Below are 19,136 nucleotides of genomic sequence, written 5' to 3' on the forward strand. Positions count from 1 at the left end.
TAGGATGAATTAAACTCCATTTAACAGCTTCAAAACGGTATAATCGCGCGCAAATTATTGAAGGAAATAGAATGAAAGTTTTAGGTGTAGATTTAAAAAGTAACGACGCTACCTTATGTCTATTGTCGTTAGTTGACGGTGTATTTCATATTCCAGATTGTCGCTCTCGCCGCTTAACACTTGCAGACACTAGCGCTAAGGGTTTAAAGAACTTTCAGAGCACGTTTGCCAAATTAGCGGCTGATTATAAAGTGGATGCAGTTATCATTCGTCAGCGCCAGAGCAAAGGCAAGTTTGCAGGCAGCGCCATTGGTTTTAAGCTTGAAGCAGCCATTGAGCTTATCGACGATTTAGACGTGATTGTATTCAGCCCAACTGACATAAAAGAATCGTTACGCAAAAATCCTTTGGCAGTGCCGTTCTCTGAAACAGGTTTAAAACAATTTCAAGAGCCCGCGTTTACAACTGCTTATGCATGGCTAATGAAAAATGAGCACGAGGCTTAAGGCTGGGTCAGATAAGTAGACAATAGTGAGGTCCAATGCACCTGCTGAATATTCGCAGATGCATTGGGTTAGCGTAGTTAGTTAACTTCAATTGACCAATCAGCACCGTCATTAGCAGCCGACCAGTAATAGTTCTTTGGAACAGCGCCAGCTTCTACAACCCACACTTGAGCCACTAGCCGTTCAACATCACCACCAATCGTGAGTTGATATTCAGCCGCGCCAGCAGGCAATGTTGTGCGCAACTGACAGGTAGTGTAGTCAACTTTCACTACCCCATTCACCGTTGAAAAGTTGTTGCAAACATTCAAGTAAACTCTCGATGCATCAGCATTATTATCCAGTGACAAAGTTAGGTTGTTTTTGCCTATAAAGTCGAATTTTTCATCACTAATAATATCGCCTGTTTCTTCTGGCTCTTCCACCGGTTCAGGCGTAGTAGTGGGCGGCGGAGTACTTGCCGGAGGCGGTGTGCTCGCAGGAGGCGCAGACTGCCCATTACCACTAGAACTTGAAACTGACGTATCGCTACCGCTACCACCGCCGCCACAAGCGACTAACACTGCAATTGCTGGAATAAGTAAAAGATGTTTCATTGTCAGCCCCTTAGTAAGAATAAACTTTTGATAAGTCAGCGTTTTCGCTCATAAACCATGACTTTTTGTCTTGGCCATTAGAGCTTACAAAGTCTGCAAATTGAGGGTAAGCTCTTAAAATATCCACATATTCTTGAGGATGAAGCCAGTCACTGTTCGTGCTTGCATTAATGGCTATAGCCCAAGGTAATCCATTTTCTGTTTGATAGGTGGCCCCAGCTCCCAAATCTGTGGCATCTTCAGCTAAACCAAAGTAACTTGTGTTTGCTAACGCTGTAGGTGTTTTGTTTTTAAGATGAATTTCTAAACCGCGCCCTGGGTTAGTTGCAAAGGTATCTCCATGTTCGGTCCCCTCTGTGGCGAAAATGAAGGGTTTATAAGGAGCCTGAGGGAAGTTACTCACACTAACATCACGATTGAACTGAAGCGAAATTGCAAACTTAAATTCATATTGTGACGTACATCCCTCTTCGGTTTTATAGAACCAACAACCGCCGGCTGTCACGTGCTCCCATAAATCGTCGCTAATTTTTAATACCGCGTACTCGGTACCATTCTCTAATAAAGGTGTCGCCACTTCGGTGCCATTAATGTAAAAACGAATAGTATCCGTATCGATGTCCTCATTAGTGATACCTTCAAGCTGAATAGCAAACCCATTGTTGTACGACGCGCCCATAGCGGTTAATTCACCGGTGAGGCTCAGTTTTTTAACGTGGTTTTGTTGCGAGACAATCATTGACGAGTTAAGACGAATTACAACATCGTTAAAATCATAATCACCGGTTTCAGGCCAGTTGTCTTCAAAGGCCAAGAAGTAGGGCGTATTGTTCACTAAACTGTTGCCTGAGTTAACAACCGCTACTTGATAATCTTCCACCTCACCATCAGTTACACCTCCGCTTGGTCCAACCCCAGCCGTGGTTGTATAGCGCACACGGGCCCAAGTTACACCTGAGGTGACTTCTAATGGGGTATCTTCGAAGAGGAAGTGCGTGCCTGAAGTTAAGCTTTTATCAGCAATTAATTGCTCGCTCGCGTCGAACTTGCCATCCTGATCCCAGTCGACCCACATACTTAAGAAGCCGTCACCTTCGACTGTTACTTGCATAAAGCTTTCTAGACCAGCTTCAAACGCGGTAATAAAGTTAACCCCGTCTTCATCGCCATTGGTCTGCTCATCTGTGAACGGCGAAACATGCGCATCATATTCAGTATCTATAGCATTACCCAAATGAATACCTTCAACCACGCCGTGTCTTGCGCCGTTACTGGCAAGCGAAGTTAAATACGAGTCTGGCGCATCGCCAAAATCAGTAGTCGCAGGCACAGATTCATCGGTGATGGGTGCCATCGCGCAGCGCGCACCATCATTATTGCCAGAACTTGGGCCATAGGCGAAAAGCTCCGCTTTGGGATTATTCCCGTCAACATCGATACGGAAAATATTTCCATCTGAGTTTCGACTAATGTAAAAGGTGCCGTTTACGTCAAAATACGCCGCGCCGAAGGTTCCTCGTTGCCCCACGTTGCTTACTTTCGACTTACTACCCGTGCTAACGTCTATACGATATAAGTCACCATATTTGTCTACGGCATAGGCAAAACCGTCGGTGGGATGAAACGCTAAATCGTAAATTAACATTGAAAGCGAAGCACCATCGATTACGCGCTGCATGTCTAAATAATCGACATCATCTTCATCTAAAGAGACTCGATACAAGCCATATTGACTGCCTTTCTTATACAGATAGTAGGCATTTTCTGTGAGCGCCACATCACCAACAAAAAAGTTCGCTCCGGGCTTGTTGGTTACTGTTAACGGCTCAATTTGGTAGTCGTTACCAATTCGTACGATAGTGTTGTTTTGATAACCCCAGCCATAAAGATATCTGTCGTGGTTACTGAACCCAAAACCATTAATCCGGTTGTTCGTGCCAAGATTACTTGAAAGTAAATCAACGTTTCCTGTAACAAGATTTACCCCATACAACTGTGCGGTAGTGTCTTGCATTAAAAAGGCTTGTGATGGACAGGTGTCAAAAGCGTCTGCTGCTACATGACATGACGATAATGCCACTAATATTGCAACTGCTGGCTTGCATTGTCTTTTCATTGAGCTTCTCACAATCAAAGGATAGTAATGACTGTGATTACAAGTTGCATGCCAGCGATAAGAAAAAACTAACCAACTATAGTAGTTTAGTCATTTAAAACAATACCATACGAAAAATTAGTTCAGATTATTGCGTTAACTTTATTGGGCAAAAAACACCTTATTTTTTCAATTTGCGAATTGCAAAATCAAAGAGATTCGCAATAAGAAAATCAATTCAACACCATAATTCAGCACTTTTTAAGCAACCCATACACGAGGAAACAAAATGTCACATTTTTTTTACCTTTAGTGATAGTGTAACCATACCCGTGTTCAATATACTGGGTTATCAGACAACCGTTTTTATTCAGTTTGCCTGTAATATTTTTAAGCGTTTAACGACTAACGCTAACAGACAACTCATTCAGTAAGCTAAGTAAATTTAAGTTTTAAACAAACAAGGAAATAGATATGAAACTAGCAAAAATCCTCATGCCTGCGCTTTTAATTGGTTTTAGTTCATTGGCACACGCTACCGATGCAGATGAAATTATCACTACATACCATGAAAATATTGGTGGGGAAGATGCACTTAAAGCAATGAAAGGTATCAAGATTGTTGCCGAAGTATCGCAAGGACCGATGAAGTTTCCATTGGAAATTGTCCAACAGTCTTCGGGCAAGCAATACACCAAAGCGACTGTGCAGGGTCAAGAAATCATGCAAGGCGTATTTGATGGTGAAACGCTGTGGAGCACTAACTTCATGACCATGAAAGCAGAAAAAGCGCAAACCGAAGAAACCGAAAACATGAAGTTAAATATGAACGACTTCCCTGATTCGTTAATGGATTACGCTGAAAAAGGCTATCAAGCAGAACTAATGGGCACTGAAAGTGTTGACGGCGAAGACACCTATAAGGTGAAGCTAGTTAAAGAGCCTATTACCGTTGAAGGCGAAGAAATCCCTTCTGTTGAATATTATTACTTCGATGCAGAAAGCATGGTCTTAGTGATGATGGAAAGCGATATTCACAGCGGTCCAATGAAAGGCCAGGTTCAACAAATAAAAATGAGTGACTATCAAGAAGTTGACGGTATTTATTTTCCGTTTGCTATGACACAAGGCATCAAAGGACAGCCTGCTGCTACATCGCCACTTGTAATTAATGAGATTGAATTAAACCCAACTGTTGATGACAGTGTGTTCGCATTTCCAGCTGCACAATAAATTGGTTTTATAAGGAGATAAACCCATGAATCAACTCCCAAAACGCTGGGCGTTGGCAGTTGCTATTGCAATGACTACAGCAGCAAGTGCACCCGCACTTGCTGTTGACAAGGCAAAAGGCAGCCCAATTTTTGGCGACTTACAAGCACGTCACATTGGCCCCGCGCTAATGAGTGGTAGATTTGGCGACATTGAAGGTCACCCTACGAATAGCCGAGTGCTTTACGCTGGCGCGGCAGGCGGTGGTGTGTGGAAAACTGAGAATGGTGGCGCAACTTTCCAGCCTATCTTCGAAGAATTCCCTCAGTCTATCGGTGCTATTGAGGTAGACCCGAGCGACCCTGACAATACCGTATGGGTTGGTACAGGTGAGATCTGGACGCGTAACAGTGTATCGATTGGTGACGGCTTGTTTCGCACTAGTGACGGCGGTAAGAACTGGGAGCTCATGGGTTTTGAAGGCTCTGAACGAATTAGTAGCGTTATCGTAAACCCGCAAAACAGCAACGAAATTTACGTTGGTGTGTTGGGTGGTTTATGGGGTGACAGCACACAGCGCGGCGTTTACAAATCAACAGACGGCGGCAAGACGTGGGAACAGCAGCTTTACGTAGACGAAACGACAGGCTGTGCTGACCTTATCATGGACCCTCAAAATCCAAACGTTCTCTACGCTTCAATGTGGGAATTTAGACGTACCGGTTGGTCATTTAACTCTGGCGGTACTAATAGTGCACTGTATAAATCAAGTGATGGCGGTAAAACGTGGAACAAAATTCACCAAGGCTTCCCTGAAGGAAAGCTTGGTCGAATTGCCGTAGCCGTTGCACCTTCTGATCCGAACAGAATGTACGCAGTGCTTGAAACAGAGAAAGACGAGGAAAAAGGTTTATACGGTTCAAATGATGCCGGAGCAACATGGCAGCATCTTAATAGCGATTTTGGGCTAGTAGTAAGACCTTTCTACTTCTCGCGCATTACGGTTGACCCGAAAAACCCAGATATCCTTGTGAAAGGTGGCCTATTTGGTTCAATCTCAAGAGATGGCGGCAATACCTTTAGAAATATGGGTACTATGCACTCAGATATTCACGATATTTGGTTTGACCCTAACGATTCTGATCAAATGTTTGTCGCCACTGACGGCGGTATTTACCGTACGTGGGACGGCGGCACCACGATGGAAATTGTTGAGAACATTCCTGTATCTCAGTTCTATCACATCAGTGTAGACAACGCACAGCCATATAATGTGTACGGTGGTTTACAAGATAACGGCAGTTGGTATGGCCCTTCTGCCGCCCCTGGTGGTGTACGCGCAAGCGATTGGAACAGTGTTGGCTTTGGTGACGGCTTCCGCGTGTTAAAACACGAAACCAAACCCGTAATCTATTCTGAAATGCAAGGTGCTGAAAACGTTTGGCGCTATAACACCCAGCTAAAACAAATAAAGACTATTCAGCCATTGCCTATTGAAGGTACACCTAAGTTTAGATTTAACTGGAATGCACCAATCACACTAAGCCCTAATGAGCCAGATCGTATTTATATTGGCAGCCAGTTCTTACATGTATCGGACGACATGGGTGATACGTGGAAAATTATTTCACCTGATTTGACAACTAACGATCCCGAAAAGCAAAAGCAACTGGAATCTGGTGGTCTGTCGATGGATAACTCTGGTGCTGAAAACCACTCCACTATTTTCACCATTGCCGAGTCGAGCTTTGATGAAGATATCATTTGGGTAGGTACAGACGATGGTAATGTTCAGCTTACAAAAAATGGTGGCAAGTCGTGGACGAACTTAATCGACAACGTACCCGACTTACCGAAGAACACATGGGTGTCACACATTGAAGCAGGTGTGCATGACAAGAAAACCGCTTATGTGACCTTTGAAGGTCATACATCAGGTGACATGAAACCTTACGTTTATAAAACGCAAGATTTTGGTAAAACCTGGACGGCGCTTCACGATGACACCATTGAAGGCTTCGCCAGAAACATTCAAGAAGACACAGTAAATCCAGATTTGCTGTTTTTGGGCACTGAGTTTGGTCTGTTTGTAACAATCAATGGCGGAAAGTCGTGGGAACGTTTCACTAACAATATGCCTGCAACAGCAGTGCACTATATAGCGTTGCAAGAACGTACCAACGATCTCGTAATGGGTACACATGGACGCGGCGTTATTATTATTGACGACATATCGCCCCTTCGTGAGTTAAACGACGATGTATTGGCGAAGAAAGTACATTTCTTCGATGAAGGATCTGCAACCATTATAGATGAAGAGCAAAGCTTTGGGGCGGGAGGGTTCGGCAGCGAAACCCAGTTTGTAGGGCGCAACCCAAATAACGAAGCCAAAATTGCTTACTACATGAAGAAAAAGCACATCTTTGGAAAAATGAAGATTGAGATCTTCAACGAAGAGGGTGAGCTAGTAAAAGCGTTACCAGCGGGCAAGAAGAAGGGTATTAACTTGGTCACATGGGATTACCATTTACCTGTCCCTAAAATTGCTACCGGAAAGACGTTTGCTCGCGGCGGTTTCGCGGCCCCTACCGCACCAGCAGGTGAATATAAAGTGGTATTAACCAAGGGCAAAGAAACCTTTGAAAGCACATTAACGCTTAAAAACGATCCTGACTCAGCCCTGTCTAAGCGTGAGCGTCGCAAGCTTCAAGAAACCACAATGAAGCTATATGACATGACACAAGACTTAGCATACTTAGTTTATCAAGTTGACCAGTATCTAAACGCAGCACAAGGCAGCGAATCTGACGAAGTTACTGCGATAACCGATAAACTTATGGCGCTGAAGGAGACCCTAGTTATCACCACGGGTGACAACTACGTTGGTGCAGCCGAACCTCAGCTGCGCGAGAAAATCGCAGACTTGTACAGCAAAATTACGCAAAGTTTTGTAGCACCATCTAAGTCTGAAATGCAGAACCTTGCGCTGTTAGAAGACATGTTTGATAAAGCAAAAAACACTTATCAAGCAATGGAAAAGTCAGAGCTACCTGCGCTTACCGCGTTATTGGAAGCTAAGCAAAGCAAAGTTGAAATAAAGTCATTTGACGATTTCGTCGCCGAATAAATTTCAGCACACCCAAAGCAGGCGAGTTATCGATGCTCGCCTGCACTTCCCTCTCAGCGCTTTTTCTTAACGTATTGAAGATCCATGAAATAGTGTTATTTCGCAGTACCTATTCACTAAATGATCAGCTTACTCAATTTAGTTCTTTAACCAATTTGACATACGCTTTGTGAACTGCCATATTTTCGTTGAAGAAGTATATTTTATAAACAACATTGTACTGAGAAAGTAAGGTACATCTGAGATTTAAGGAAGAATGTTATGAAGAAGCTTTTCGCAGTAGTTTCCCTGCTAGTTCTAGCGCCTTTTAGTTTTGCAAGTCAGCACACCGGCAACGCTTCTTGCGCCACAGACTCTACGTGGCAGGAAGTTGGCTATAAAGCAGCAAGCCAAGGTGAGCCTGCAACGCAGTTTTACAATATCGTACAATCGTGCGACAAGCCAGCAACAGCGCAAGATGAAGCCGAGTTTGTGCAAGGCTACATGTCAGGCATCGAAAGCTTCTGTACCTATGACAATGGCTATGCACTGGGAAGAATTAAAAAAGCGTACCCGAATGTATGTCCAACAGCGATGGCCGATGACTTTATGCAAGGCTATGAAGTAGGATTACAAAAGCACAACAGTGTAAATCATGCTGTTTACCACGACGGTTACAAACATTCTCGCCAACCTATTCACAGCGCAAAGAGCGCTAGTGGTCGATAAGCAATCACAGAATTAGGTAAAAACCGACACATAGTGTCGGTTTTTTTATGCCCTAAAAGTGCGTTTTATTTTCGTAATAGTCTTGCCCGCGCAAATCTGAAAACACCACTGTAATGTCTTTGTATATCCCCACTATGGGCCGCAAAATGTCATCAACAATAATGGCCACACTGGTTTTTACCTCTTGCCCTCTATCAAACCACAGTATTTCAATGAAAGGGTAAGCAGGCGACGCGCCACCCTTCACGATAAACTCACTGGGTATGTGTTCGACAGTAAAATGATCGGCAGGCGTATCAGTCACCTTAGCAATACTCTCAACAATATCACCCGCAACGCTCGTAAGCGCGCTAACGTCAATTCCTCTAGCTCGAATGTGTGGCACGTTGGCTCCTTGGTAAACTTCTCTTGTTTCTTTTAATAATGATACTAAATATTGGCAAGTAACTTGAAAGGTAAAGGTTAATTAAGAGCCAAAACCAGTAAAACAACGAGATTTTGACACTATGCGTTTACCTACAAAACAACTTATCACTAAGATTGAACACCTTTCTAGCGAACTATCACCGAAACAGCTAGCGCATTTTCTCGATATTATTGATGCCATGACGGCATTGGTCGAGGAAGCGGGCACTGTTGGTTTAGACACCCCAAAATACGATAAACCACCTATTGCGCCATCATCATCGGCTGTCCACTAATAGTGAATTAGACGAAGCCCCTTACTAGCTCCATACAATACTCAGCACATTCCTTCCCCTGTGCCCGATAATAAAGCGACTATTCTGTAGTGCAATTGAGCAACGCGTTGTGAATTGTCGGGTTCATTAGTTTAAGCTCGCGATCAAGTATTAACTACAACACAACACTGTTAAAAATAGATCGCGGTTAGAATTAAATGGTTACCTACACGACGTTTGTTGTAGCCTGAACACTTATACTTTTTGTGACTACCAGTACTTTCATAAATTGAACTAGAATTAATGACAAGACTAGACGTTATTGTTTACCCTCATTAAGTTAGCTTCAAAATTAAGACGCTGTTATGTTGCTACTTATAGAGAATAGGCGTTGTGGAACAACCGGAAAGCGAATGTAATTGATGCTGTCATTGCGCGACAAAAAAGTTTCTACTTTTACCTTTGTTAAGTTCTTTGCACTCACAGTCGTATTAAGCGTATGCGTGCATTCGTTCGCCTTCGCTGAGCCCATTATATCCAATCCTCGATTCAAACAACTCTCCACCGAAAATGGTCTTTCACAGGACTCTGTCAACGACATGTTGGTCGATAGTGATGGCTTTTTATGGGTAGCGACTGAGACAGGCCTTAACCGATACGACGGACATCACAACAAGCAATATATTGGCTTACAAAATGAGTTTGCCGATGACGGTATCTATTCGCTATTTGAAGATAAGAACGGCGATATTTGGGTCAGTACATACAGTAGTGGCGTTTATCGAATTAGTCGCGCTACGGGTAAAAGCGAGCGTTTACTTGCCATAACCTACCAAAGTCAGCCGTCGTGGTATCAATATGCGTCGCATTATATTGAGGGGCCAGATAACACCCTATTTATTGCGTTTGATCACGTTGTAGTTCAATACAACCTAACCACGAATACATGGGAAACCATATTCGATTTACTGGCCCCCGAACTCGCTATTTCAGATGACGAAGTTATTCGATATTTGACGTTGCACGATGATGTACTTTTTGTGGCGGTTTCCACAGGTCTTTACACGTTTCACATCCCAAGCCTTACTATCAAAAAGGTTGAATACGTCAAAAACAGTGACGCGAACAAAGACAAAATGAACGCGAAGCTAATTCTAATCGACGATAAGCATCAATTCTGGCTAGGCACTGTCGATGGGTTATATCGATTTGATCTCGCTGAGTTACTCGCTTTTGCGCGAGGACAAGACAACATGCCCAATAGTGTTAGAGCATTATCTTCACTCAATATTTGGAGCATGTTATCTATTAAAGATAGCCAGTATTATCTGGCAACCAACGATGGTTTATATATTATCGACCTTAATACACTTCAGCTGCAGCACCTGTTTCGCCCTTCCAATTCCAATTTATTGATGACTGACGATAACCTTACCAAAATGGCTCAAACGCCAAACGGTCAATTATGGTTGTCAACGAAGACATCTGGTATGTTGCTGTGGAATCCTCGCTCAGTCCTTTTTAAAAACATATTTTCTGATAAATCGTCTCCTAACCAACTTAGTGACAACATGGTTCATGACTTCCATGTTCAAAATGATACTAATTTGTGGGTTGGGACAAACAACGGGTTAAACCTCTACAACTTGGAAACAGGCGACTTTGAACATTTTTTGGTATCACCGGATAAAAAAGCAGTAGCGTCTTTTGGCTCAATTTTTATTATTCGTGAAGGTGAAGACAATTGGGTGTGGCTGGTTACCTACGAGGCAATACTCAAATTTGATCTCGTGACTAAGCGCGTTATTCCTTTAAGTATGGATGCAAAAGCCAATGCGCTGTTAAGCTCAGACATGGCCTACGATATTCTTCGACTGTCGAAAAACAAATATATCGTGGCTGGTGAAGAGCAGTTCTATCTGCTTGACGGAACAAAAAACACACTAACAAAAGACGAAGTACTTTCAGCCACTTTAGATACCAGCCAGTTCTACACCTTCATTCCTGATTATGATGGCGAAGAGCATACTGTACTTATTTCTATGACGGGTGGGCTATGGCGCTATCATGTGGCTACCAGCCAGTTAGAAAAAATCCACGAGGCGCGAAGTTTTCAGTCTGAATATGTCATTCAGCCCACTGAGGCTATTTTGGATGACTATAATACGCTGTGGATTAGCTACCCAGGTCATGGACTTTACGGGTTAGATGCGACTACGTACAAACAAAAACACTTCTTCGATACTTCAAATTTGCTGCCTACCAATATCGTGTTTAGTTTAGAGAAAGACGATAACGGCTATATATGGATGGGTAGCCACAAGGGATTACTGCAATTTAACCCTAAGACGCTGGCTATTAAGCAATACACAACCAAAGAAGGGCTTATCAACAACGAATTCAAATGGGGCGCGAAAAAGCCATTAAACAATGGTGATTTGGTATTCGGTTCTCAAAAAGGTTTTACCCTCTTCAACCCCGATCAGTTTGTTCAAAAGAATGATATTACGCCTAATGTTCTGATCACAGATGTAAGCTTAATATCAAATCAACTTGAATTAGGTGCAGGTAACAAGAACGGTAAAATGGTAATTCTGCAGCACAATGATATTGGTTTAACGATAAACTACTCTGACATGCAATACGACCAAACCAATGTAAGTCATTATAAATATGCCTTACTCGGAGGCGTTGATGTTACCTACCCCCCAACTAATTCAACAGAAGTTACGTTTCCCCAACTTGAACCTGGCCAATACACCTTTGAAGTAAGCCGGTTTAATGTTGCCAATAACACAACAGGCCCAGTTTCGTCTTTGCGTATTAAGGTACATTATCCCCCTTTTGCCTCTCCTTTTGCTTATCTTGTTTACAGCCTGCTAGTCATCTTGTTTTTGGTGATATTTTTCTGGCGAAGAAAGCTAAACAGCGACAAGCTCAAAGCTGCCCACCTTGCAGTGCTTAAGAATAAAAATAGACTGTCCATGGCCCTTACAGCCAGTAACACAAAGGTATGGCAGTGGCGTGAAGACACCAATAACATTTCGCAAGAACGCATTGCTACAGAGCTTGGATACGACGCTTTAGATGGCTCAATTGACTTCGACTCACATTGCGCATTAATTCACGAACACGACCTCAAAGCATTTAAATCACAGTGGCAACTTGTGCTTGAAGGCCAGCGAAAAAACCTTGACCTGACATACCGTTTACAAGCAAAAGACGGGCATTATGAATGGTATAGAGATGTAGGTGCCATTGTAGATAGCGCAGAGGCCAGTGACACCATAAAACTGGCTGGCACATATTCAAACGTAACCGAGTCAATTAACACGCAAACTAAAGCACAGCTCTACGGCGAAGCATTCGAGCACACCCGAGATTGGGTAGTAATTTTTGATGGCGCTTTTAAACCCATTGTTGCAAATCAGTCGTTTAAGGACGCACTTTGCCTTTGTCCTAACAAAGACATAGCCATTCAACTTAGTCAGATTTTTTCTGATCAAAAAAGTGCATTGTTTGAATCGTTGCGCAATATGCGAAGACTTGCGCCTAATGAACACTGGAGCGGCGAAACTGAGATTCAAAGCTTAAAAGGCGATAAGTTTGTTGTAAATATTGGCATAACCGCCGTTACCAATGCGCAAGACCACAACGAAATAAGCCGCTATCTAGTCATTCTGTCAGATATTACTCAGCAAAAAGATGCACAAGGGGCTTTGGTACAATTAGCCAACTACGATAGTTTAACAGGGCTACCAAATCGCTCGTTGCTGCTAGACCGTGTTCAACACGCGTTTGATCAGGCTACCAGAGATAAAACTTCCATAGGGCTATTCTTCATTGATTTAGATCGATTCAAGCAAGTAAACGATAGCTTAGGCCACGACGCGGGCGATACCTTGTTGCGCGTCGTCGGTGAAAGGCTTGAAAACTTAATGCGTCAATCTGATACCGTCGCACGACTAGGCGGTGATGAATTCGTTGTCATGATTGAGAAAGTTTCTAAAGAAAAAGATCTCAGTCACATCGCCAATGAAATGATTAAAGAGCTATCAAAAAGCGTGATGCTGTCCAACCAAGTTGTCAGTGTTTCAGCAAGCGTGGGAATATCGGTATTTCCTGAAGATGCCAGCACACCAGCAGAATTACTGAAAAACGCAGATATTGCCATGTATCACGCTAAAGAGCTGGGCAGTAATAATTTCCAATACTTTACTGAATACATGAACGAACGGGCGCAAAACAAACTGCGACTAGAGAATGCCGTAAAACAAGCCCATGCCAACAAACAGTTTATTGGCTACTACCAGCCTATCGTGCACTGCAAAACGGGGCGCATTTCTGGCTTTGAAGTGTTGATGCGCTGGCCCACTGAGAATGGCATGACACCACCCGATGTTTTCATTCCCGTTGCAGAAGATATTGGACTGGTTGAAGACATGACGATTTCGCTCATCGAGCAAGCAATCCCTACGCTTACCTCCCCCGAGTGGCGAAAAAGTGGCTACTATTTGTCTATCAACTTAAGTGCAACACATATATCTAAGTACGCGAAGATTGATGAAATAGTTGTGTTACTTGCCGCCCACGACATCCCAAACAGTGCTATCAGATTTGAGATTACAGAAAGCGCACTCATGTCAGACTACGAAAGCGCCATGCGTGCAATGGCAAAAATGAAAGAATGTGGTTTTATCATTGCTTTAGATGACTTTGGCACAGGATACTCCTCGCTAAAGTACTTGAAAGACTTTCCGATTGATATTCTTAAAATAGACAAAAGTTTTGTACAAGACATCGGCTTCAACGGCGGTAATGAGGCCATAATTCTTGCCACACTTAGAATGGCAGACAGCTTAAATATTCAATGCGTAGCGGAGGGAATTGAAACCCAAGAGCAAGCAGCGTTCTTTAAGCAGTACGGTTGTGAATATTTACAAGGCTATTTATACGCTAAGCCTCTACCAGAAGCTGACATGCTCACGCTTTTGCATGATAACGTGCTTAGCACATCTGAATAACCTGTTCAGATGTGCTAAGCCTCAATTTGCGAACCTCTTTAGGCTGAAAAACGTACGGCAAAGGTCTACACGCTTTAGCGTAGTGCCACTTTATGCAACTCAAAGCGCACAGTACCATTTCGCAGCTGTTCAGAAAGACTGGCAAACTCTGGTAACGCCTGCAATTTCTCGACACCATCTGAGGTGTCCCACTCAACCAACGTAATCTGTTGAGGCGCTAACGCATTGGAATCATGAGCACTTAGCACACTATTATTTATTTTATATAAAAAGCGCCCCCCAACTTTATCTAAAAGCGGCGGCAGGCTGTTAATGTAGTCAAAGTATTCACTTGGCTTTTCAGGATTAGTCCATGCAAAAGCCAATGTATAGGTTTTATTCTTTTTAAACGTTAAGGTTAGCGGAGCGTCTAACTCATGATCGTAAAGTCTTAACGCTTCCCATGCTTGGCGTCTTAACGATTTTACATCAGTGAATTGAGCAAGCGACTGAAATGCTTTTTGTGCTTTCAGTGAAGACCAATGACTAACGACAAATACATTGGGTTTGAAATCGCCAAGTAAGGTTTCTTTAACAACCAGCACACCGTCTTGTTGGTAGCCATAACTGCGCGCAGTATCGCCATTTTTCTTAAAATAACTATCCCGTAGTGCGCGTTTTGCAGGATCAGTTACCGGAGCAATAAGTTGCATAACAGCGCCCGGATAAAAATGCACCACCAATTCACCACTTTCTTCTTGCGCCGCTGCGCGGGGCATTATGAAGCCGCAAAACACAATAAAAAACAAAATAATACAAAACCTTACACTAAAAAAATCTACACTCTTCATTTCTATCTCGTACTTTCTCTGTTAGCTTTAGGCCACTTTACCAACGTAGACACTGGCTAACACGGTTTGTTTTTCATTCGAAATGGTGCATTATCGTTCCATGAATGACTGGAATGATTATGCACTTATCTTAGCGCTTCACCGCACAGGAACATTGCGCGGCGCAGCAATTTCATTGGGCACCACTCACACTACGGTTGCTCGACGTCTCGCGATACTTGAAAAACAGCGCAAAGCAGATGTATTTGAAAAGATCCCAGGTGGCTACCGAGCAACGCCATTCGGTGAGCAATTAGTGGCGACCGCCAAAAAAGTAGAAGATGTAATAATGGCATCTGAACGCTTTGCTTGTTCAAATAGCGACGCGCTTTCAGGTCCGATCACACTCTCATTAGGCGAACCTATGTCTCAGTTTTTGTTAGTGAAAGAACTAGGAGAATTTTCGCGTCTTTACCCTAATATTAACTTGCGTATTAAGAGCTCTACTGCCTTCGCTGACATCGATAAAGGCGAAGCTGATGTTGTAATACGCGGTGCGTATAAACTTCCTGATCACCTTATTGGTAGAAGATTGTGCAAGCTCGGCTTGTGTTTTTATGCACATAAAGACTATTGCAGTAACGTTGGGCATGAAGACTGGCGATGGATAGCGCCTATTGAAAACGAAGTTTGGCCTGAGTGGCTTGCCGAATCGCCTCTTCCCGATGTCCCCATAGGTATCGCTTTTGACGATATTATTTCGCGCTACCACGCTATCGTTCAGGGAGTCGGCATGGGGCGCGCAGCGTGCTTCATGGGTGATACTAATCCGGATTTGGTGAGACTTGAGGGCAGTTCTCCCATTTTAAAATACGACATTTGGGTGCTCACGCACCCTGACCTTCATCATCAGCCAAAAGTAAAGTTGCTAATGCAGTTCTTAATTGATGCGCTGCTAAAAAAGAAACCGCTTATCGAGGGCCATCAATAACGTCGCAATTAAACACTCTTTGAGAACACCAAACCCGTAATATGCCTTAGAACATTGGACGCTGAATGTCATCGACGTTGTCTTGCGTCACAGGCTTGATTGGTAAAAAAGTAAGTAGAGGGACATCTTCGCCCCTCAGATACAAAATCAGCGTATCTATGGTCAACGTCGCCTCTTCTTTGGGCGATTGCCATACCGCCCCCCATATATCGCCTTTCTTTATCGCGTCGTAACCTTCTCCAAACAATGTTGCCGATGTTATTTTAGGGCTATATTCCTTGCTCCATTCAACCTCTTTCAAAGCGCTTATTGCGCCTATTGCCATGTTGTCATCCGCAATATAGAGGCCATCAAAGTTGTCATGTCGCCTTAAAAGACGTTGCATTGCTTGGTAAGCTTTGTCTCTAGACCAGTACCCAGCTGCCACATCAATGACTTCTATATCAAACTCACTATTTTGCTGGCGCATATCCTTTAAATATTGGTGAAACCCAAGGCTGCGAAGCACAGCCGTTTTGTAACCAGGAAAGCCTTGAATTTCGAGCACTCGCCCCTTGTTCCCGAGCGCTTCGTGCATCATCTTCGCGGCAAGAACACCTTCTTGATAATTATCTGGCCCAATATAGCCACGTACATATTGCCACAGCGACTCCGTAACAGGAGTATTGATTAAAAACACGGGAATATTTTGCTGATAAGCAAATTGAAGTGCAGGCTCTATTTTTTCTCCATGTACAGGCCACAATGCAATGACATCAGGCTTTGACTGCACGGCTTGCCTCACAAGCTCAATTTGTTGCTCAATACTCCCCTGTGCATCATAGATTGATAGGTTAACGCCTTTTTGGGCAGCGAGTGCTTCTAGTTTATCTCTATAGGTTTGCTGGTAAGAATCCGTTTCCCAGTTAAACCCAATAACAGCTATTTGCATCTCGCTGACGCTAGCTCTTTCTTGTGTTGGTAATAAACCACTTCCTTTCAGATCTCTAAGGGTACTTGGCTCAAGGGGCGTGAACCGTTTGGTTTCATCGCTAAGTAACCTCACTTTTTCTTCTATGCGATACGCTGACAATATAGCTTGATATTCTCCAGATGCTTTGATGTTTGCTAACCCACGCTCAAACGCAGCCTGCATATCGTTAGCGTTTTCATCTAGCGAACTTATACCTAAATACAACTCAGACGATGCGATATAAGGTGGAGAAAGCACCACTAAATCTCTGTAAGCGGGCTTTGAAAGCATGTAGTTTGCTGTCAGTTCATCAGTAATAGCAAAGTCGACACGCTTTCGTTTTACCAAGTTAAATAGTTGCTCTGTTGAACCGACATCGATTTTATCAACGTCTTTCAATACGCTGTATTCTTGTGAAAAGTGAATCCCCCGGTGTGACGCTATACTTCGACCTTTTAGACTGGACAAATCACCGTTCCATCGATCTTCAGATAAAATATGTTTTACAAGCACTATTGGCAAAGTGTTGTACAACAACACCCGCTCGCCGTTCATATCGAAAGTATCTTCATAACTTGCGGGGTAAATCGCATCGGCCTCACCGGACATCACCAGAAGCTTCGCGCGCGCCCATGGCAATGTATGGCGCTTTACCCGATAACCCTCTTTTTTGAAGGCTGATTCGACTATGTCAGTAAGGAAACCTTGGCGGTTCTTTTCGTCGCTGGTGTATGGAGGACGCTCTACAGTTACCAAGGTTACTGAATTTGCTTTATTCTCGACGCTTGCCAATGCCAAACACTGGCACTGTATAAACCCTACAAATAACACCAAAGTAAGAAAAAAAGAGCGCGTAACTCGCATAACTACCCACGTCCGTTTAAGTAAACTCAAGTAAAAATAGTACGCTCGTTTCAATTATTCCAGTTTATAGATGTAGAGCATTAAACACTAAAATCAGTAGCTTAATTCATTCAAGAGGTGGTCAAGAATTTCGTCTTCATCGTCAAGTAGATGGTCGCGTATAACAATATCTGGCTGTACCCCCTGCTCTGCTTCGCTCCCGCTTACACGCACTATGTAGCCTTTGGCAATCTTTACTGTGATACCAGTATTAGGTAGCGCGAACTGAAACTGTGAGGCATACAGCGTTGGGTAGTCACCGGTTTCTTCCCCTACTAGTGTTGCCCACCCGTAATCTTGTATTTGTGCTGCCGTGACACTGGCCTGAGAATGGGAATGACGATTCACCAGTACATAAACATCGCCACTGTAACGCTTGTTTTGGGCAACGGGTGGATATTCATCAAATTCGTAGCTATACCGCTCACCAGCGTTGTGCTTTAGTATTGCTTGCCAATACGGGTTATCAAGGTCACGACGCTCCCTTGTATCTTCTTTTAAGCGCTTGCTGGTACGTAGTTGGAAGGTCGCATTCCATTTGAAGGGAGCATCAGCAATATACGACACCATATGATCGCTGAATGAATCGTTTCCACCGCCGTTGTATCGCAAATCAATAATGAGCGCTTTACTGCGCTTTTTGTTAATCGTTGAAAATGCCTCATCAATAAACGCTTTAAACTGCTTTTCGTCGCCTGAAAAATGTCCTGGGTTTAAATAAGCGACGTTGTCGTAAAAAGTAAGTAATTGCTGTGCTCTAAGCACTTCATCTTTCTTCTCTTCAAACCCTTCAAACACAGAAACGGGACTTAGTGAGTGTGTACTTACAACGCCTTCATTTAATATTTTTACGCTATAGGAATCACTTTCACCAAACGCGTACCAGTAATAACGTGGGAACGATAACACTTCTAACTTAGCCAATTTAAAGTACGCCCTTTCTGCCGAAATCAGTGGCGATATAGTGCTAAGTATGTCGTTAATTTCTACATTGTTAATCGATAGAAGCTGCGAGCCTTTTGAAATACTCACATTGCCTGAATAGTTGGCCCTTATCAGCGCCTTTCCATTTTCAAAAGCCAGGTCCAAAGGAAAAAGCGTCCCTCCAGCTTCTGCATAAGCAAGGTAAGATGAAACCGGAAAGTCGACTTCTGTGTGGCCATTATTAAGAGAAGAAACCAGAGTTTGAAATAATTTAGTCGCCGCTAATGGAGAATAAGGTTTATTCCCTATCTGTGCTTTTAGCGACGAATAGCGGCTTTCTAGCGTGTCTTTGGAAACGTACGCGTAGGGGTTGTAATGAGTATCAAGCAGCGATTGATACAGCACATCAAAATCGCTCCGAATCATCTCGTTGCTAAACAGCGTTTCACTGGCGCTATCGTTTGTAGAGGGCGTTACCGCCTCCGAGGCCACTGCGCTTTTATTACCCAAGGCGCAACACAGTAAGGTTATTAAAGGAAAAACAGAAAGGGCTTTGAGATAAAAACATTTTTTATTCATAATCGTACTCATAACGTTGTCAACACGCAG

General features: G+C 43.3%; 13 protein-coding genes. 7 read left to right on the plus strand and 6 right to left on the minus strand.

What is annotated here, in order from left to right; translation table 11 throughout:
• Positions 1-71 precede the first annotated feature (71 nt).
• Positions 72-506: a DUF3010 family protein gene (locus tag OZ660_RS15850; protein ID WP_202262419.1), complete on the plus strand. Its 435-nt coding sequence runs from the start codon at positions 72-74 to the stop codon at positions 504-506.
• A 77-nt stretch (positions 507-583) separates the two neighbouring features.
• Here the strand turns inward: OZ660_RS15850 and OZ660_RS15855 are convergent, their stop codons facing one another.
• Both OZ660_RS15855 and OZ660_RS15860 read right to left on the minus strand, forming a co-directional pair.
• A complete protein-coding gene (locus tag OZ660_RS15855; protein WP_274741581.1) occupies positions 584-1,102 on the minus strand; it encodes a hypothetical protein in 519 nt (172 codons plus the stop codon).
• A 10-nt stretch (positions 1,103-1,112) separates the two neighbouring features.
• Entirely contained in the window at positions 1,113-3,218 is a 2,106-nt protein-coding gene (locus OZ660_RS15860; protein ID WP_274741582.1) for an LruC domain-containing protein, read from the minus strand.
• Between the two features lie 453 nt (positions 3,219-3,671).
• Between OZ660_RS15860 and OZ660_RS15865 the strand changes: the two genes are divergently transcribed.
• From OZ660_RS15865 to OZ660_RS15875, 3 genes are all read left to right on the plus strand, one after another.
• Positions 3,672-4,430, plus strand: a complete 759-nt coding sequence (locus OZ660_RS15865; protein ID WP_274741583.1) for an outer membrane lipoprotein-sorting protein — start codon at positions 3,672-3,674, stop codon at positions 4,428-4,430.
• Positions 4,431-4,455: 25 nt separating this feature from the next.
• Positions 4,456-7,536 carry a WD40/YVTN/BNR-like repeat-containing protein gene (locus OZ660_RS15870; RefSeq protein WP_274741584.1) on the plus strand — a complete coding sequence of 1,027 codons (3,081 nt, stop codon included), beginning with the start codon at positions 4,456-4,458 and terminating at the stop codon, positions 7,534-7,536.
• Positions 7,537-7,797: 261 nt separating this feature from the next.
• A complete protein-coding gene (locus tag OZ660_RS15875; protein ID WP_202262424.1) occupies positions 7,798-8,244 on the plus strand; it encodes a DUF2799 domain-containing protein in 447 nt (148 codons plus the stop codon).
• Positions 8,245-8,296: 52 nt separating this feature from the next.
• On the opposite strand, the gene OZ660_RS15880 is transcribed toward OZ660_RS15875, so the two are convergent.
• On the minus strand, positions 8,297-8,629 hold the full coding sequence (locus OZ660_RS15880) for a DUF1904 family protein (protein ID WP_274741585.1): 333 nt from the start codon (positions 8,627-8,629) through the stop codon (positions 8,297-8,299).
• A gap of 121 nt (positions 8,630-8,750) precedes the next feature.
• Between OZ660_RS15880 and OZ660_RS15885 the strand changes: the two genes are divergently transcribed.
• Together OZ660_RS15885 and OZ660_RS15890 are read left to right on the plus strand one after the other, a co-directional pair.
• A complete protein-coding gene (locus tag OZ660_RS15885) occupies positions 8,751-8,945 on the plus strand; it encodes a hypothetical protein (RefSeq protein ID WP_202262426.1) in 195 nt (64 codons plus the stop codon).
• A 482-nt stretch (positions 8,946-9,427) separates the two neighbouring features.
• On the plus strand, positions 9,428-13,948 hold the full coding sequence (locus OZ660_RS15890) for an EAL domain-containing protein (protein ID WP_274741586.1): 4,521 nt from the start codon (positions 9,428-9,430) through the stop codon (positions 13,946-13,948).
• Between the two features lie 74 nt (positions 13,949-14,022).
• Here OZ660_RS15890 and OZ660_RS15895 read toward each other — a convergent pair whose 3' ends face one another.
• Complete coding sequence (locus tag OZ660_RS15895) at positions 14,023-14,706, minus strand: hypothetical protein (protein ID WP_274741588.1); 684 nt, start codon at positions 14,704-14,706, stop codon at positions 14,023-14,025.
• 172 nt (positions 14,707-14,878) lie between these two features.
• Here OZ660_RS15895 and OZ660_RS15900 point away from each other — a divergent pair, with 172 nt between their 5' ends.
• Entirely contained in the window at positions 14,879-15,748 is an 870-nt protein-coding gene (locus OZ660_RS15900; RefSeq protein WP_274741589.1) for a LysR family transcriptional regulator, read from the plus strand.
• Between the two features lie 46 nt (positions 15,749-15,794).
• Here OZ660_RS15900 and OZ660_RS15905 read toward each other — a convergent pair whose 3' ends face one another.
• Positions 15,795-17,498: a substrate-binding domain-containing protein gene (locus OZ660_RS15905; RefSeq protein ID WP_274741591.1), complete on the minus strand. Its 1,704-nt coding sequence runs from the start codon at positions 17,496-17,498 to the stop codon at positions 15,795-15,797.
• 159 nt (positions 17,499-17,657) lie between these two features.
• Positions 17,658-19,106 (minus strand): S41 family peptidase, encoded by a 1,449-nt coding sequence (locus OZ660_RS15910; RefSeq protein WP_274741592.1) that lies wholly within the window; start codon positions 19,104-19,106, stop codon positions 17,658-17,660.
• Positions 19,107-19,136 lie beyond the last annotated feature (30 nt).

Origin of the sequence: Alteromonas sp. 009811495 (assembly GCF_028865455.1) — a bacterium.
Lineage (GTDB): Bacteria > Pseudomonadota > Gammaproteobacteria > Enterobacterales > Alteromonadaceae > Alteromonas.

What these genes read in the sequence shown, in the direction of transcription:
- OZ660_RS15850 (WP_202262419.1), top strand. Translation starts at nt 72, where the DNA reads ATGAAAGTTTTAGGTGTAGATTTAAAAAGTAACGACGCTACCTTATGT.
- OZ660_RS15855 (WP_274741581.1), bottom strand. Translation starts at nt 1,102, where the DNA reads ATGAAACATCTTTTACTTATTCCAGCAATTGCAGTGTTAGTCGCTTGT.
- OZ660_RS15860 (WP_274741582.1), bottom strand. Translation starts at nt 3,218, where the DNA reads ATGAAAAGACAATGCAAGCCAGCAGTTGCAATATTAGTGGCATTATCG.
- OZ660_RS15865 (WP_274741583.1), top strand. Translation starts at nt 3,672, where the DNA reads ATGAAACTAGCAAAAATCCTCATGCCTGCGCTTTTAATTGGTTTTAGT.
- OZ660_RS15870 (WP_274741584.1), top strand. Translation starts at nt 4,456, where the DNA reads ATGAATCAACTCCCAAAACGCTGGGCGTTGGCAGTTGCTATTGCAATG.
- OZ660_RS15875 (WP_202262424.1), top strand. Translation starts at nt 7,798, where the DNA reads ATGAAGAAGCTTTTCGCAGTAGTTTCCCTGCTAGTTCTAGCGCCTTTT.
- OZ660_RS15885 (WP_202262426.1), top strand. Translation starts at nt 8,751, where the DNA reads ATGCGTTTACCTACAAAACAACTTATCACTAAGATTGAACACCTTTCT.
- OZ660_RS15895 (WP_274741588.1), bottom strand. Translation starts at nt 14,706, where the DNA reads ATGCCCCGCGCAGCGGCGCAAGAAGAAAGTGGTGAATTGGTGGTGCAT.
- OZ660_RS15900 (WP_274741589.1), top strand. Translation starts at nt 14,879, where the DNA reads ATGAATGACTGGAATGATTATGCACTTATCTTAGCGCTTCACCGCACA.
- OZ660_RS15910 (WP_274741592.1), bottom strand. Translation starts at nt 19,106, where the DNA reads ATGAATAAAAAATGTTTTTATCTCAAAGCCCTTTCTGTTTTTCCTTTA.